14 protein-coding genes are annotated in these 13,655 nt (G+C 47.0%); 7 read left to right on the top strand and 7 right to left on the bottom strand.

What is annotated here, in order from left to right; genetic code table 11:
- Nucleotides 1-8: 8 nt before the first annotated feature.
- Complete coding sequence (locus K5Y30_RS17005) at nt 9-761, top strand: FadR/GntR family transcriptional regulator (protein ID WP_222184101.1); 753 nt, start codon at nt 9-11, stop codon at nt 759-761.
- Nucleotides 762-867: 106 nt separating this feature from the next.
- On the opposite strand, the gene K5Y30_RS17000 is transcribed toward K5Y30_RS17005, so the two are convergent.
- On the bottom strand, nt 868-1,761 hold the full coding sequence (locus K5Y30_RS17000; protein WP_222184099.1) for an ABC transporter six-transmembrane domain-containing protein: 894 nt from the start codon (nt 1,759-1,761) through the stop codon (nt 868-870).
- Nucleotides 1,762-1,855: 94 nt separating this feature from the next.
- Here K5Y30_RS17000 and K5Y30_RS16995 point away from each other — a divergent pair, with 94 nt between their 5' ends.
- The 4 genes from K5Y30_RS16995 (at nt 1,856) to K5Y30_RS16980 (ending at nt 6,232) form a co-directional block, all read left to right on the top strand.
- Nucleotides 1,856-2,428 (top strand): TetR/AcrR family transcriptional regulator, encoded by a 573-nt coding sequence (locus K5Y30_RS16995; protein ID WP_222184097.1) that lies wholly within the window; start codon nt 1,856-1,858, stop codon nt 2,426-2,428.
- A 364-nt stretch (nt 2,429-2,792) separates the two neighbouring features.
- Nucleotides 2,793-4,028 (top strand): oligosaccharide flippase family protein, encoded by a 1,236-nt coding sequence (locus K5Y30_RS16990; protein ID WP_222184095.1) that lies wholly within the window; start codon nt 2,793-2,795, stop codon nt 4,026-4,028.
- 5 nt (nt 4,029-4,033) lie between these two features.
- Nucleotides 4,034-4,903, top strand: a complete 870-nt coding sequence (locus K5Y30_RS16985; protein ID WP_222184093.1) for an ATP-grasp fold amidoligase family protein — start codon at nt 4,034-4,036, stop codon at nt 4,901-4,903.
- Nucleotides 4,904-5,152: 249 nt separating this feature from the next.
- Nucleotides 5,153-6,232 (top strand): mechanosensitive ion channel family protein, encoded by a 1,080-nt coding sequence (locus K5Y30_RS16980; RefSeq protein WP_222184090.1) that lies wholly within the window; start codon nt 5,153-5,155, stop codon nt 6,230-6,232.
- Here the strand turns inward: K5Y30_RS16980 and K5Y30_RS16975 are convergent.
- The 3 genes from K5Y30_RS16975 to K5Y30_RS16965 all read right to left on the bottom strand — a co-directional run bounded on the left by K5Y30_RS16975 (nt 6,213) and on the right by K5Y30_RS16965 (nt 7,841).
- The gene (locus K5Y30_RS16975; RefSeq protein WP_222212363.1) at nt 6,213-6,761 is read right to left on the bottom strand and encodes a GNAT family N-acetyltransferase; all 549 of its coding nucleotides are present in this window, start codon (nt 6,759-6,761) and stop codon (nt 6,213-6,215) included. The two genes, K5Y30_RS16980 and K5Y30_RS16975, sit on opposite strands and share 20 nt — an antisense overlap.
- A 232-nt stretch (nt 6,762-6,993) precedes the next feature.
- Nucleotides 6,994-7,341, bottom strand: a complete 348-nt coding sequence (locus tag K5Y30_RS16970; protein ID WP_222184086.1) for a hypothetical protein — start codon at nt 7,339-7,341, stop codon at nt 6,994-6,996.
- Complete coding sequence (locus K5Y30_RS16965; RefSeq protein ID WP_222212361.1) at nt 7,338-7,841, bottom strand: hypothetical protein; 504 nt, start codon at nt 7,839-7,841, stop codon at nt 7,338-7,340. The genes K5Y30_RS16970 and K5Y30_RS16965 overlap by 4 nt, the downstream gene beginning before the upstream one ends.
- Nucleotides 7,842-8,193: 352 nt before the next feature.
- On the opposite strand from K5Y30_RS16965, the gene K5Y30_RS16960 reads away from it, so the two are divergent.
- Nucleotides 8,194-8,655 carry an OsmC family protein gene (locus tag K5Y30_RS16960; protein ID WP_222212359.1) on the top strand — a complete coding sequence of 154 codons (462 nt, stop codon included), beginning with the start codon at nt 8,194-8,196 and terminating at the stop codon, nt 8,653-8,655.
- A 1-nt stretch (nt 8,656) separates the two neighbouring features.
- On the opposite strand, the gene K5Y30_RS16955 is transcribed toward K5Y30_RS16960, so the two are convergent.
- Both K5Y30_RS16955 and K5Y30_RS16950 read right to left on the bottom strand, forming a co-directional pair.
- Nucleotides 8,657-9,733 (bottom strand): diguanylate cyclase, encoded by a 1,077-nt coding sequence (locus tag K5Y30_RS16955; RefSeq protein ID WP_222212357.1) that lies wholly within the window; start codon nt 9,731-9,733, stop codon nt 8,657-8,659.
- A gap of 172 nt (nt 9,734-9,905) precedes the next feature.
- Complete coding sequence (locus tag K5Y30_RS16950; protein ID WP_222212355.1) at nt 9,906-11,741, bottom strand: methyl-accepting chemotaxis protein; 1,836 nt, start codon at nt 11,739-11,741, stop codon at nt 9,906-9,908.
- Nucleotides 11,742-12,025: 284 nt separating this feature from the next.
- Here K5Y30_RS16950 and K5Y30_RS16945 point away from each other — a divergent pair, with 284 nt between their 5' ends.
- Complete coding sequence (locus tag K5Y30_RS16945; RefSeq protein WP_222212353.1) at nt 12,026-13,087, top strand: CDP-glycerol glycerophosphotransferase family protein; 1,062 nt, start codon at nt 12,026-12,028, stop codon at nt 13,085-13,087.
- Nucleotides 13,088-13,127: 40 nt separating this feature from the next.
- Here the strand turns inward: K5Y30_RS16945 and K5Y30_RS16940 are convergent, their stop codons facing one another.
- Nucleotides 13,128-13,520: an adenylyltransferase/cytidyltransferase family protein gene (locus K5Y30_RS16940; protein ID WP_222184072.1), complete on the bottom strand. Its 393-nt coding sequence runs from the start codon at nt 13,518-13,520 to the stop codon at nt 13,128-13,130.
- Nucleotides 13,521-13,655 lie beyond the last annotated feature (135 nt).

The raw sequence follows: 13,655 nt of genomic DNA, 5'->3' as shown, positions 1-13,655 counted from the left end.
GCAGCGCAATGCCGATCAAAAAGATGGAAAACCCCAGGCTTTACAGACAAATAGCAGATCAACTGACGCGACTTATCGACAATAACGAATTTCCGCCCGGTAGCCGCTTGCCAGCGGAGCGCGAATTGGCTGAGCAGCTACAAGTGAGTCGTGCATCGGTGCGTGAAGCGCTGATCGCACTCGAGGTGATTGGTCTGGTGGATGTGAAGGTCGGCAATGGCGTGATTGTGAAAGCGCGTTCCAGCACGCAGGAGCCGGTGATGATGCAGGCCGGACGCGATCAGTGGAACGAGCCGGACGATGAACTGGGCATCAATCTGGATTTCTCCACCGAGCTGCCGCCCTTCTCGCTGCTGCAAGCCCGCCGTCTGATTGAACCGGAAGCCGCTGCGCTTGCTGCTGTGCATGCCAGCGAGCAGGAACTGGCGCTGATTCGCGCAGCGTATTTGCAAAACTGCGAGGACAACCGTGCGCAGTCGCGTACTCATCCCGGCGACCGCCTGTTCCATATCCGCATTGCTCAGGCGAGCGGTAATCCTGCCTATGGATTTATCATCGGCCACCTGCTCGGCCATCGCTATGGCAGCATGTTCCGCATGCTACAGGCGCACTACACGCCAAGCGATATGCCGTTTGTCTCAGAGTCCGAACATATGGCGATTCTCTCCGCGCTGGAAAAACGCGATGCGAAAGCAGCGAGGAGCGCGATGAAGAAGCATATCGACCGGGTGATTGCCACCTTTGAGCGTGTGCAGGAGTGAGAGGTTATTCGTAGGGCGCGCATTCATGCGCACCTGGTCACCATGAATGGTGATCCTCCGGGATTGAGCGGCATTTCGAGCCAGTTGCCGTCCTTGCAGCTGGCATCTAGACAGAATCGGTATTCACTCTTTTCCCGATATCTTTCAGCTGGGAATATTTTTCAAGCAGTTGCGGTGCATCATCCAGACTCATCGCAAACATCCAGAGATAAGTCATGACGGAATAAATATGGCCAGCATCGGTTCCACCCCGTAACGCCATGGTGGAAATGGTCATGGCAAACAACAAAGCGGTGACCGCGCCAATCGCAAGGTATCCCATCGCTTCGCGATCGGACAGGCGAATGCGCAGCCCCGCCAGCACGCGGTAATGTCTGCTTAAAGAGGCCACCGGAGCGCTGCTGATAAAGCCCACTTCTTTTTCAAGTCGACCATTAAGCCGGAAAAATAGAGCCTCATTTTTAGTGGTGTAACCCGGCAGAAAAAACGAAAAGAACACTAAAACAGCCAGGCAGGCAATTCCCGACCAGAATTCAATCGCCAGCAGCATCAACGCTGCCCCGCTGATAGATGCCAGCGAAGTAATCAATACCGGCAGATGTTTTTCAAAGAAGTCGACGAACTCTCTTGAAAGCGCAACGCGCGCGGCGATAGTCGAATGACTATGATTTTCCCGACGCTGGGCAACAATTACCGGCACCGCCAGTTCGGCATAAATCCTCGCGAAGGTGCGCGTATCAAGGCTGCGCCTCGCAGCACCGATAACCCACATGGTGAAAACCATAAGGGCATAAAATAATGCATGCCATGCCTTACCTGCGACGATGGCATTGATGGCAAAACCGGCCAGCAATGGATAGAGCAAATAGGTCACGTTTTCAGCAATAACCAGCAATAAGGTAAAGAAAAGCTTTCTGTAATGACGGCGCCCAAGGTGTTTTAAAGTTTGAATCGCGCTGCCGGTTACTTTGACCGGTTCAATAATTTCATGCGTTTGCATAGGATCATTTTCTGTTAATATTAATTTGAGCGAATGCTCAAATTCTGATCGGAAGTCTATTTGAGCAACTGCTCAAAGTCAACGGAGCCGCAACATGAAAGAAACCAGGGAAGCGCTGAAAGACCGCATATTGGATGGCGCTGCAATGCTGTTCGCCGAGAAAGGTATCGAAAACGTTTCGACACGCGAACTGACCGAACGGCTCTCAATCTCACGTAGTCATATTTACTATTATTTCAGCGACTGGCAGACGCTGTGCATCGCAGCCCTTACAAGGTATTTGCAGAACGAGCTGGATGATTTCTCACGATCCATTGAATCCACGTTACCTGCTGAAAAACTGCATACCGTCATAGAAAATTATCTGCCGGATGCCCCGGACGCTGTCTGGCAGCTTTACGGTTCACTATGGCAAATGGCGGGCCGCGATAAAGCCTTTGCTGAGCTAGCAGAATTATTTATTCAGAAGTGGAGCCATTTCATCACCACAATCGTTGAGCAAGGGATCGCTAATGGTATTTACCGGCCTGTTGAAACAGCGCGTTTCACCCGCCAGCTCGCCGCCATGCTCAACGGCTATGCCGACAGCCTGACGATCAGCCCGACTCCGGCAAAACACCGTGAAGCTGTTGAGGATATTCAGGCGTTTATTCGGCTGACGCTTTGAGGTGCTTCAAGTGAGTTGATTGGCAGAGCAGTTATATGTTTGTTACCTGCCACTCTGACTGATCAGCTCATTTCTCATCATATTATTTACTGCAAACAACATTAAATAATGGACTCATTATTTAGAAATCCATGTCACTATTCTGATTAATCTAAAAACCCTTCACTAATTCAATTTCAGCAGCCACACTGTCAACCAAATTAATCAAGTATAAATAAATGATATGACATTGAACGCTGCTTATATATGAGCATGTTGCAATAAAAAATAACATTAACGCATATAGCAAAAAGTTTCATATTGTGGATGATTAATTATACACGCTGAACATCATCAATACTGCTATAAACATGAGAAACGAGCAATGTACTCTAACTCAATATGGATCATGTTAGAAAAGTCGGTCAATATCATCGGGCTGATATATATAAATGCGCTTATGGCAAAATACATTGGCCCTGAAGACTTTGGCAAAATCAACATTTCTACTTCTCTGTTTATATTTGTGCAAACGCTATCGTGGTTTGGCGGTCAGAACATCATTTTTAAACGCATGAGTGAAAATAGTAAGTCTGGAATCGCATTAGCGATGCACACGCAAAATCAACGGCGGTTCTTCTTCCTCCTGTCATCAAGCGCAGTGTTGATTTACCTCTACCTCTTCACTGACATCATTGTGTTTCTATTTGGTTTGGCCAACTGCATTGCCACTTACTACATCGTGATGGACTTCTTTTCCATCTACAACAACACGCAGTTAAAATCAAAAATAAACACCATCACCAATGTGATTGGATTATCAGTCGCTCTGTTGATTCGATTCTCGATTTCATACTTTAAAATGCCCGTGTACTACTTCACCATTCCTATTATTGTCATCCCGCTCATACCTTATATCCTGCGACTTATCTATTTTAAATACACCACAAAAATAAATGCGAGTCGTAAAGGCGCCGGGATGTATAACCGCCATATGTTATTCACCGGGGGAGCGTTGATTTTGTCGAGTCTATCGGCTGACATCTATACGCAGATATCGAGCATTTTTTTGGCAAAAATCCTTTCTTACTCAAACCTGGGCGTGTATAGCGTCGCGTTAACCATAGGAGGTGCCTGGTCTTTTATCGTATTGGCATTAATAACAAGCTTCTTCTCAAAGATCTACAGCGAAAAAGATCAAATCACCGTTGAAATGCTGCTGATTAAAATCAATCGCATTGTCATCCTTTTTTCGCTTATTGCATTAGGTGGATTTTATATTTTTGGTGCTTACTTTATTCATTTACTGTATGGCGATAAGTATATGGATTCGGTAAATATCATTCCCATTATTATAATTGGTACCATGTTCTCTGCATTAGGCACAATTTGTTATCGCTACATGATAAAAGAGTCCGGATACAGTTACCTGGCTAAAAAGATGTTTTTATGCTGTATCTTAACCATACCGCTATCCTGGCTAATGATTAATTCCTACGGTATTAATGGGGCTGCATACTGTTTTTTGATCGTTGAGATTTTGTCTTGCACTTTACTCAATTACTTCTTTAGAAATAAAACAATCATCAAAATGCATCTTAACATTTTCAAACTGAGATAATTTTAATGAAGATGATAAAACACACAGTCAAATCAGCGTTAAAAATCAGCGCATACATGTACCCAGAATTTTGCGCTAAAACACATTACTATATTAAGTTTAAGAAAAAGCTGAACTTAACCAACCCAATCAATTTTAATGAAAAAATTCAGTGGCTCAAATTCAATGAGTTAAATGGTGATATTTATACTTTGTGCGCGGATAAGTATAAAGTTCGGGATTATGTGATAGCGAAAGGATGTGGTGAAATCCTGAATGAACTCTACGGCGTTTATGATGACCCACAGGATATTGACTACCGCGCATTACCCGATAAGTTTGCCCTCAAGTGTAACCATGGTGCAGGCTATAACATCATCTGTGACAACAAAGCTTCACTGGACATTGGACAAACCAACAAGCAGCTCAATAAATGGTTAAAACAGGATTTCTCAACCCATTTTATTGAACCCCAGTATAAGAAAATAGATCGCAAAATCTTATGCGAAAAATATATTGAGAATGAACGTGGTGGCTTTCCAGAGGATTACAAATTCTACTGTTTCAATGGAAAACCCTATGCGGTAATGGTTTGCATGGAGCGAGAGAAAGGCACACCGAAATTTTATTATTTTGATATGAACTGGAACCCGCTTCCCTTTGAAGACACTGTTGAATTGATCAATACCAACAGCTATCCCAAAGTGCCGGAAGGTTTCAACAAAATGAAAGAGTATGCGGTTAAGCTGGCAGCTGATTTTAAATTTGTGCGCGCTGACTTCTACCTTCTCAACGGTAAGGTTATTTTTGGCGAATTGACATTTACGCCTTCAGCCGGACTCGATGTGACATTGCAGGAAGCCGATGCTATTTTAGGCAGCCAGCTAAAGTTGTAGTTTCAAAGTGATTGATTTACCGACTATCGTAACAGGTGCGCATCAATGTGCCCCCCTGCAAACCTCGCCAAACTGCCGTAGGGTCGCCATTCATGGCGACCAATGCACTTACTATTCATCCCCTGCTGTCACAGCGTCTATACTGATGTGCATGAATAAATAATCCGCAGATAACCGATAACAGAATGGTTACTGATTTTTTTGACTTATCTGACAACCCAGGTTGTTGGCTTAATAAAAGGGAAAGTAATGCCATTATTATTTGATGAGTTATCTGGTGCTCCAACATGGGTGCCTGCTGTTTTGCTTGTCACTCTCTCCCTCGCAATAGGATTTCTGGCGCGTTTTATCCTTCTCAGGTTTATCCGCTACTGGCAGAATCGTGACAGAAAACTGTTCAAATCACTGGAAAAGCATCTGCGCGGATCGATGTTCCTGTTTATTCCTTTACTGTTAATCAGTGCTGGACTTAATTCTGTTAACATCCAACCGGGATCCCTGAGTTTTATTACCACCACCGTTAATATATTCATTATCTTATCCTTCTGTTCTGTGCTTATTCGATTAATTAATGTGGCGCAGGATATGCTGTTTATTCGCTACGATATCAATCTGTCGAATAACCTTCGTGCCCGAAAAATTCGCACGCAGATAATGTATGTGAAAAAAGTAGCAATCGTCGTATTGGTGACATTGTGTCTTTCGCTAATTTTGCTCAGTTTCCCTGGGGTGCGAAAATTCGGCACCACCATCCTCGCCGGTGCCGGCGTTGCCGGTATAATCATTGGCTTTGCCCTGCAGAAATCGCTGGTTAACTTGTTTGCCGGGATTCAAATCGCCTTTACCCAACCGATAAAAATTGATGATGCTGTGGTGGTGGAAAATGAATGGGGCTGGATTGAAGAGATCAACCTGACTTATGTGGTGGTACGTATCTGGGATCTGCGCCGATTGGTGCTGCCCATTACCTACTTTACCGAAAATGCCTTCCAGAACTGGACGCGCAATAACGCCCAAATATTAGGCTCGGTTTTTCTCTACCTCGATTATTCCATGCCATTAGATCCTCTGCGCAAGCATTTTGAAAAAGTCCTCAGTGAAACCAAACTGTGGGATCAACAAACTCAGGTGCTACAGGTTACGGATACCACCGATAAAACCATGACCATCAGACTATTGATGACGGCGCAGAACTCCCCCACCGCCTGGGATTTACGTTGTTACGTGCGGGAAAAGATGATTGAGTTTATTCAGCAAAATTATCCGCAGAGTCTTCCTCATGTGCGGGCGACATTGACTGACGCCGGGGTTAGAGAGGCAAGTCAATAAAGTTCTTGTGGAAAATCTTATACAGCACATGCTTAGCCAGCGCATGATCGGCAGGTAATGCGGGATGGAGAAAGGTAGCTTGTTTCTGCATCCCCAATCGCTGCATCAGATTTTCAGATGGCGTGTTATGAATGCTGGTAAACGAAACGACCTCGGGAAGATGCAAAACATTAAACGCATAAGCCAGCGATGCTTCGGCGGCTTCTTTGGCAATTCCCTGCCCCCAGAATTTTTTATTGATACGCCAGCCAATTTCCGTGCAGGGAGAAAAGTCGAAGCGATCTGGCTGATGTGCTAAACCCACGCTACCGACAAATTCGCCGGAATCTTTCATTTCAACGGCCCAAAAACCCCAACCCTGATTTGCAATAATCATATCCATGAATCTTGCAACGACGTTGTCACTTTCCTTGCGACTCAGCGCTTTTGGGAAATACTTCATTACTTCAGGATCAGCGTTGAGTTCGGCAAAGGGTTGTAAGTCCTTTTCCTGCCATTGTCGGAGGATCAGGCGGCTTGTCTCTAACATTTTAAATTTACCTTAAAAAACGCTAACGATTCCCTGATTTTACCTAATAGCGCCTCGAAAATCCCATCTGCATCGATGAAAATTGATGTCATCAAGCGCATACACTTTATCGATGCCAATGAGTGAGTAATGCTTGAAACGGTCGCCATTAATGGCGACCCAACGATTATTCGGCAGGTTATTGCGCAATAAATGGCGTTGTTGCGGAATGTTGGTAGTTCAAACTTCGCAATCACTTTTCATCATAGTGATAAGCTGTGATTATTCCTTTATCTGAAAAATCGATAGTGAGAGATTGCTCTCTGTCATTGATTAATGGGATGAGAAAATAGATGCGTCTATCAACAATTTTAGAGTGATATTCCCAACGCTTAGCATTATTATAATTGACTGAATTTATCGGAGTGCCAAAAGTGAGCAGTACTTCTTTACGGCTCGTCACTTCAGGGACGAGTTTCTGCTTGATTTCTTTCTCTGAATAGTCTGAAAGACGAGTCTCTTTTGTACGATCAACGTTAGCTGCACATGAAGAGATGAGCGCGCAAATCCATCCTGTGAGAATTAATCTCCCCCATTTCATTTTGAAAGTTCCTTTTCAACGTAGATTCCATTTACGCTATCAAGCACAACTTCCTTGAGATATAGAACACAATATCCTGTCTTATCGCCATAGCTGATATGAGCTTCATAAATTTTCTTCTTTTCAGGGACAAACGGCAGATTCACGTTACACCCCTGATATAATGAGTGATGAATGATGGTTTTTTCATCAGGAACAAGCAATGTCTCGACATAATCGTCCTTATATTTCTTGCCTGTTATTTTTGGTAATCCGATATCCTTTGTAGAACCTAAAAAAGGATTAAGATATGCATTATGCTTTAAAACCCATCCACCGGTTTTTTTACCTGAACTGTCCGTCTGATACAATGCATAACTCATTGGAGCACCGATAAGACGAATTTTTGCCACATCAGAATTTTCAGTTGGCGGTGTGAATTGTTTGGGTTCAGGGAATAAATTAGAGCAACCTGAAAGGCTCAGTACTACGGGGATTAACAAGGCGTTTAAACACTTCATAAAATTTCCTTATTCAAATCTTAAAAAACCAACAAAAATGAAAGAGTGAAGTTCAAGAGATATAAGATGGAATGGTCTTCTGATAAATGCGAAAAAGGTTATCGGCAATATTTGCTATAACTTTATTTTTTTATGCGTTTTACTATTGCATGTTGGTAAACGGATTGATGAGGATTTGCCGCTCGTGTTTGATTTCTGGTCGCCATGAATGGCGACCCTACGTTTATTTGGCAGGTTATTGAAGGGGCGCATTCATGCGCACCTGCATACATACGTGCTTATCTGACATAAATGGCGACTCTGCTGCACACAGGTTAGACTGCGTGCTTCCGTCATAAAAGGAGCATCAGAAATGGCAGCAAAGGAACACCATTATCAGGTCACGGTGCGCTGGACTGGCAACCGCGGCAATGGTACCGCATCTTACACCGCTTACGACCGTAACGCGGAGCTGATTGCCGCTGGCAAAGAGACGGTTGCACTGAGCGCCGATTCGGCGTTTCGCGGGGATGCGGCGCGCTGGAATCCGGAAGAGTTACTGCTGGCTTCGGCCTCGGCATGCCACAAATTGTGGTATCTGCATTTATGTTCTGACGCCGGAATTGTGGTGGAAGCTTATGAAGATGCAGCGGAAGGGACAATGATTGAGGGCACGCGCGGTCGGTTTACCAATATCACGTTGAAACCGCGCATTGCGCTGCGCGATCCGGCGGATGCGGACCGCGCGCGTGAACTGCATCATCAGGCCCACGAAGCCTGCTTTATTGCTAACTCGCTTAACTTCCCAGTGAACTGCGAACCCGAGTTCGTGTGATTCAGGCCGCGCCGGCCAGTGACGGTTGCCACAAGCGTACGCCGTTGCGTCCGGCGCGTTTCACCTCATACAGCGCTTCATCGGCATGCCGCAACCAGTGACGCATGGATTCTGCATGCGCTGCCGATGCAATACCTATACTCACCGAACAACGAAACTCCGCCGATGCCGGTAAACGCACCTGCGCAATCTTTTCCTGCAAACGTTGGGCCAGCGCCACCACCGATTCGTCGCTGGCATGATGCACAATCACGCCTAGCTCATCGCCGCCAAAACGCGCCGGAATATCCTGCAATCCCACATGATTTCGCAGCAGCGAGGAAATTTCCGCCAGCAGGAAATCCCCCGCCTCGTGTCCCCAGGTATCGTTTACCGATTTGAAATAATCGAGGTCTATAAGCAGTAAATAGCCAGCGCTGTCGCCACGGCGCGTGCTGAGAAATTCGCTCTCCAGCCGACGTTCAAACAAGCGACGATTGGGAATCCCCAGACCGGGATCCATCAGCGCAATGCGCTCCAGCTCGCGGTTACGTTTACGCAGTTGCCAGGTGAGATTGTACGAGGTGACGCTGAGTACCAGCATGTAGCAGGTTGCCAGCGGCAGGCTCAGCCAGACGGTACGCGTGCTGAACGCCAAATCAACGCCTGCGCCATCCACCAGCCATACCAGCACGAATGCGCAGAGAAATGCCTGCATCGCTGCAATCAACTGGGCTGCACCGCCCGCTGCATAGCGGTCCGAGGCTAACACCGCCATGATGACAAAGGAAGGTAGCGGACTCAGCGCCATCAGCGCTACCCAAATGCCACCAAAGGCGGCATCAAGGGTTAAGTTGTGCCGCTCGGTGGCGGTGGAATCTTCGGCCCGCAGCGCGCGGTGATAAGCCAGCCACGGCCAGAGAAACGCATTGACAAATAACAGAGCACTAAACGCCAGGCCACGATCCCTCTCCATCAGTACCGAGAGAATCGGGAAAAAACATAAAATCGTGCCTAGCTGACGCATGATAAACATGCGGCGGACGAAGCGTTGGGAGCGCCGCTTCAAATGGCTATCGTCAGGTGAGTAGTAGTTCATGCAGGGAAAGTATCAGGACGACAAGAATTGCAGTTTAACGGGAAATATCGGCGGCAGATCGCTTTATTTTAAGAATATTTACCTTGCATTTCTGCGGCCGCAAAAAAGCATTGCAAGCTGACCCAAAGAAAGACCGTGGAAGTAAATCTGGAGCTACTTCCACGCTGTTTTTCTAACGTGCAGCACCTTGCAGGCGGAACTGCGACACTAATCGCTCCAGCATCAGCGCCTGCTCTTCCAGGGAGTTCGCCGAGTGCGAAGAGGCGCTCACCAGCGTGGCGTTCTGCTGCGTGGTGGTATCCAGCTCGCCGACCGCGCGGGCAATTTGCTCGATGCCGCGGCTCTGTTCATCCGACGCGGCGGAAATCTCTTCCATGATTTGATTCACGCGCGCAATGCTGCCGAGAATCTGATCCATGGTTTCACCGGCGCGCGCCACCTGCTGGTGGCCATTGCTGATGCGTCCGACCGATTCATTGATCAACTGTTCGATGTCTTTCGCCGCCCCGGCGCTGCGTTGTGCCAGATTGCGCACTTCGCTGGCGACCACGGCAAAACCGCGTCCCTGCTCGCCGGCACGCGCGGCTTCTACCGCCGCGTTCAACGCGAGGATGTTGGTCTGGAAAGCGATGCTGTTAATCACGGCGGTGATATCGGCGATCTTTTTCGAGCTATCAGAAATCTCGTCCATGGTGTTCACCACATCACGCACCGCGATGCCGCCTTTGTTGGCGTTGTGTGACGCTTCCGCCGCAATCTGACTTGCCTGACGTGCATTGGCGGCGTTATTTTTCACCGTGGCAGTGAGCTGCTCCATACTGGCAGCGGTTTCCACCACCGCCGCCGCTTGTTGTTCGGTGCGCGATGACAAATCGAGATTGCCCTGATTAATAGCGCTGGCCGCCTGCGACACGCTGCTCACGCTGCTCAACACATCGCCGATCATGCTGCGCAGCCGTTCGTTCATGCGTCCCATCGCCGAAGTCAGCTTGCCGAGTTCATCATGCCGATCGGTGGCAAACTGCGAGCTGAGATCGCCATTGGCGATGCGCTCCGCCAGTTCCAGGTTATGGAATACCGGACGCGTAATCTGACGAATGATGTACCACGCCACCAGCACGCCGAACAGAATCGCCAGACCACCAATCAGCAGGGAAATCGCCGCCGAGCCGTTGGCCAGCTCATCGTTACGCGCTTTAACGATGGTGATGATCTGTTTGATCGCCGCACTGCTCTTATCGCCCGCCACTTTGACGGTATCTTCCGCCGCACGCAGCTGACCATAGGCATCCGCCGCCTGCAAACTCAGGCTTTTGAATTTCTCGGTGTCCTGCCACAGTGCGGTGAATTCGCCCTGCTGTTCCGACGGCAACTGCGCTAGCAGCGCTTTCATGCCTTGATCCGCCTGCTGGAAATGATTCTCCAGCGTTTTACGCAGCGCATCGCTGACGTTAAAACGCAGCGCCCAGGCTTCTTCGCGCACATTGCTGATAGCGAACAGCTGCTGGTAAATTTGATTGGTAAGTTCAGGATTGGTAACAGGTGTGCGAATCAGTTGGGTGTAGCGCGAAGTCATGTCTTGCTGGCTTAAAGCGTCAAGTTGCGAGCGCAAGCTATTGAGTTGCTGCGTGGCTTGCGTCATCGCGCCAATGCTATTCTGGAAACTGGCGAGGTGCGTTCCGAGTTCATCCACCCGCGCTCTGGCACCTTCCGACCATGACAGCTGCTTCGCATCGCTGGTGAGCTGCTGCGCATGCGTAACGTAATTCGCCATCACCTGGCCGGATTTGTCATCGCCATACAGATACTTAAGGCGGTTGATTTTGGCCTGGAACACTTCAATGTTGATGTCATAAATCAGGTTAGTTTTCTGATAGATGTCATGAATGGCGTTGAAGCGCTGAACGCTCAATCCGGTTGCCAGTGCCACTAACAGCAGCACAATGCCGAATCCTGCCGACAGCTTACGCGTGATGCGCACATTACGTAATCGGGATACCAGCCCCATGTTCCCTGCTCCTGCGTTGATTATTTTTCTATGGTTTGTAAGGGAGTTATCGGAGCAGTGCGGGAAATGTTTATTCAGGATTGTGCAAAAAGTGATTGCAGGATGTGACGCGCCGCGACGACGTGGAACGTGACGATTGCTGTATCAATGTTGGGTATCATCCCTTCCGCAAATGGAAATAACATTTCCGTGAGTTCGCAAAATCACTTTAAAAACCGAGTAAAATCGCCTGGCATGGTTTTTGCTAAGAATTTAGTATCTTTTTGTACAGGATGGGAAAAACCGTGTCAGCAAACGTAATAAACAACGAACAGGTTGTAGGATTTTTTATGGAAACGTCATTCCATTATGATGTTTACCGCAATATTATTCTCGAGCTAATGCATCAGAAAGTACCTTGCGAAATCATTATCAATAATTTAATTGAAGATGACTTCGTTAATAATATGGTTAGCTATCTCCGCACCCTAAATGTTCCTGGATTACGCTTCAGCCTGCTCTCCACCGTTTTGCAAGAGTCCAAAAAATACGCCTGTCTGGTAAGTCCTTATCATCTTCCTTATGCGGTGGATGTTGCGAAGGTGCATATTCGTACGGTCTATGGTTTGGCTAAAAACGAGTGGAACCATGCTGAATGGAATAATAAGTATCACCACATTTTATGCTACAGCCACTACACGGAAAAATCGCTGAATCTGGCCGACCGCACCAAGGTGGTGGGTAACCCGCGATTTGATGACTGGCATAACAACGCATACATGCTGGATTGCCCCGGTTACTTAAAGTTATCGTCGACAAAACCGACTCTGCTCTATGCGCCAACCTTTGGCGAGTTGAGTTCAATCATTCACTGGGCAGAGAAACTGAGTCGGCTTAGCAATGAGTTTAATGTTATTGCTAAACTTCATCATGGAACGCTGTATAAAAAGAGCGAGCGACTGGCACTGAAAACGGCCAAACGCTTCCTGAAAAAAATCGTCCAGCCTGAGACGTCCACGTTTACGCTGCTGAAACGGGCGGATTATGTTATTAGCGATAACAGCGGCTTTATTTTTGATGCTATCAACGCCGATAAAAACATCATCTTGCTGGATTGGGACGGCAGGGAAAATCTGTTGAAAGATAATAACTCATTCAGCACGCATGAAAGCCCAGAACAGCAGGTTCGCAAGTTTTTACCGGTTGCGCGGAATATGGTCGATATCAGAAATTATTTGTCTGATGATTATCCATGGAGTGAACAAGCGGAGATGATGCAACACATCAAAACCGAGTATTGCGATGCATTTAATGACGGCAACGCCGGTAAGCGTGCAGCGCAGGTTATCATTGATGCGATAATGTAGCCGCAAGACTGCCCTCAGCCTGGAACGCGGGCTGAGGGCATTAGCGCTTCTTTATTATCTCAATTAAAGACGTGGTGGAGATGCTGGGCGTGCGCTCAAGGTAAACGACTTCAGCCAGTGAAGAAAACTTATCAAACTTCCCTTTCCAGTCATCGCCCATTACCAGCGTATCGGCGTTGTATTTTTTAATATAGTCAGCCTTCAATTCCAGCGATTCTTCCAGAAACACTTCATCGACATATTTAATGCCCGCAATAATCGACATTCTGTCACTTTCATCGTAAACCGGATTGCGCCCTTTTTTATGGAAGTTTAGGGCATCAGAAGAAACCCCGACGGCTAACCAGTCACCCAGCTTTTTTGCTCGCTGTAAGATATGTAAGTGCCCAACATGGAACACATCGAAGGTGCCGAAGGTGATGATTTTTTTCATTGGTTTGATATCGATTGAAAAGTTAAAACCAAACTTAGCAATTTACATGCCACAAAAATAAATGCTTAATTTCAATAAGATAGTCAAAACACATTGTTGTAGAGGAAGTGACACTTCCATTTAAGCGGAAAGGAT

The sequence above is a fragment of the Pantoea sp. DY-5 genome (assembly GCF_019795955.1).
In the GTDB taxonomy this organism is placed as follows: domain Bacteria; phylum Pseudomonadota; class Gammaproteobacteria; order Enterobacterales; family Enterobacteriaceae; genus Pantoea; species Pantoea leporis.
This window is presented reverse-complemented; position numbering and strand designations above follow the sequence as displayed.

Excerpts from the sequence above, each read along its gene's own strand:
- K5Y30_RS17005 (WP_222184101.1), top strand. The coding sequence starts at position 9 with ATGCCGATCAAAAAGATGGAAAACCCCAGGCTTTACAGACAAATAGCA.
- K5Y30_RS17000 (WP_222184099.1), bottom strand. The coding sequence starts at position 1,761 with ATGCAAACGCATGAAATTATTGAACCGGTCAAAGTAACCGGCAGCGCG.
- K5Y30_RS16995 (WP_222184097.1), top strand. The coding sequence starts at position 1,856 with ATGAAAGAAACCAGGGAAGCGCTGAAAGACCGCATATTGGATGGCGCT.
- K5Y30_RS16990 (WP_222184095.1), top strand. The coding sequence starts at position 2,793 with ATGTACTCTAACTCAATATGGATCATGTTAGAAAAGTCGGTCAATATC.
- K5Y30_RS16985 (WP_222184093.1), top strand. The coding sequence starts at position 4,034 with ATGAAGATGATAAAACACACAGTCAAATCAGCGTTAAAAATCAGCGCA.
- K5Y30_RS16980 (WP_222184090.1), top strand. The coding sequence starts at position 5,153 with ATGCCATTATTATTTGATGAGTTATCTGGTGCTCCAACATGGGTGCCT.
- K5Y30_RS16975 (WP_222212363.1), bottom strand. The coding sequence starts at position 6,761 with ATGTTAGAGACAAGCCGCCTGATCCTCCGACAATGGCAGGAAAAGGAC.
- K5Y30_RS16970 (WP_222184086.1), bottom strand. The coding sequence starts at position 7,341 with ATGAAATGGGGGAGATTAATTCTCACAGGATGGATTTGCGCGCTCATC.
- K5Y30_RS16965 (WP_222212361.1), bottom strand. The coding sequence starts at position 7,841 with ATGAAGTGTTTAAACGCCTTGTTAATCCCCGTAGTACTGAGCCTTTCA.
- K5Y30_RS16960 (WP_222212359.1), top strand. The coding sequence starts at position 8,194 with ATGGCAGCAAAGGAACACCATTATCAGGTCACGGTGCGCTGGACTGGC.
- K5Y30_RS16955 (WP_222212357.1), bottom strand. The coding sequence starts at position 9,733 with ATGAACTACTACTCACCTGACGATAGCCATTTGAAGCGGCGCTCCCAA.
- K5Y30_RS16950 (WP_222212355.1), bottom strand. The coding sequence starts at position 11,741 with ATGGGGCTGGTATCCCGATTACGTAATGTGCGCATCACGCGTAAGCTG.
- K5Y30_RS16940 (WP_222184072.1), bottom strand. The coding sequence starts at position 13,520 with ATGAAAAAAATCATCACCTTCGGCACCTTCGATGTGTTCCATGTTGGG.